1 protein-coding gene is annotated in these 1,355 nt (G+C 68.0%); it reads left to right on the forward strand.

The annotated features are described in order from the left end of the window. Positions 1 to 192 precede the first annotated feature (192 nt). A partial coding sequence (locus tag WA788_RS35245) for a type I polyketide synthase (RefSeq protein ID WP_335984528.1) occupies positions 193 to 1,355 on the forward strand: 1,163 nt, incomplete at its 3' end.

Genomic DNA, 1,355 nt, shown 5'->3' on the forward strand with positions numbered 1-1,355 from the left:
ATGTCGACTGCGCAGGGTCTGGCGCTGTTCGAGGCTGCTTCCGCGTCTGGTGCGCCGTTGATGGTTCCGGCCCGTTTGGACTTGGCCGCGCTGTCTCGTCCGGGTGTTTCGCCTTCACCGTTGTTGAGTGGTCTGACGGCGGGTGCTCCGGGTCGTCCTGTCGCTGCCGCGGCAGCCGCGGGTGGAGGCGGGTTGGCCGCGCGGCTGGCCGGGCTCGGCCCGGCCGATCGTGAGGAGGAGGTCCTGCGGGTCGTCCGGACCGCTGCGGCGGTGGTGCTGGGTCATGCCAGTCCGGGGGAATTGGACCCCCAGCGGGCGTTTCGTGAGATGGGGATCGATTCGCTGACCGCGCTGGAGTTGCGCAACCGACTCGCTACCGAGACCGGCCTCACGCTTCCCGCGACCCTTGTTTTTGATCAGCCGACACCGGTTGAGCTCGCCCGGTATCTGGTGGCGGAGACGTGTGGAACCGAAGGAGCCGAAGGGACCGCCGGGGGCGCTACTGTGCCGGCGGTCCGTGCGGGGGCGGATGAGCCGGTGGCGATTGTCGGGATGGGTTGTCGGTTCCCGGGTGGGGTGGAGGATCCGGAGGGTTTCTGGCGGTTGGTTGCCGGGGGGACCGATGCGATGTCGGGGTTCCCTGGTGACCGTGGCTGGGATCTGGAGGGTTCGGGTGTTTTCGATCCCGATGGTGGGGGTCAGGATTACGCCCGGGTGGGCGGTTTTGTGGGTGGCGCTGGTGGGTTCGATGCGGAGTTTTTCGGGATCAGCCCGCGTGAGGCGTTGGGGATGGATCCCCAGCAGCGGCTGCTCTTGGAGACGTGTTGGGAGGCGTTGGAGGACGCGGGTATCACCCCGGGGTCGCTGCGGGGTACTGATGCCGGGGTGTACGCCGGCGTTATTACGTCCGCCTACCGGATCAGCGAACAGGACGGTGCCGGCGGCTTCGGGATGACGGGGACGACGGCGAGTGTGGCGTCGGGTCGGGTGGCGTATGCGCTGGGGTTGCAGGGTCCTGCGGTTTCGATCGATACGGCGTGTTCGTCGTCGTTGACGGCGATTCATCTGGCGGCGCAGGCGTTGCGGTCGGGTGAGTGCTCGCTGGCGTTGGCCGGCGGGGTTACGGTGATGGCTGCTTTGGGAGTGTTCGCGGAGTTTGCGCGGCAGCGGGGGTTGGCTGCTGATGGGCGGTGCAAGCCGTTCGCGGAGGCGGCTGACGGCACCGGGTGGGGTGAGGGCGTTGGCGTCGTGGTGCTGGAGCGGTTGTCGGTTGCGCGTGAGCGTGGGCATCAGGTGTTGGCAGTGGTGGCGGGTAGTGCGATCAACCAGGACGGGGCGAGTAATGGTCTGTCGGC

The organism is Streptomyces sp. CA2R106 (assembly GCF_037034245.1).
GTDB lineage: Bacteria > Actinomycetota > Actinomycetes > Streptomycetales > Streptomycetaceae > Actinacidiphila.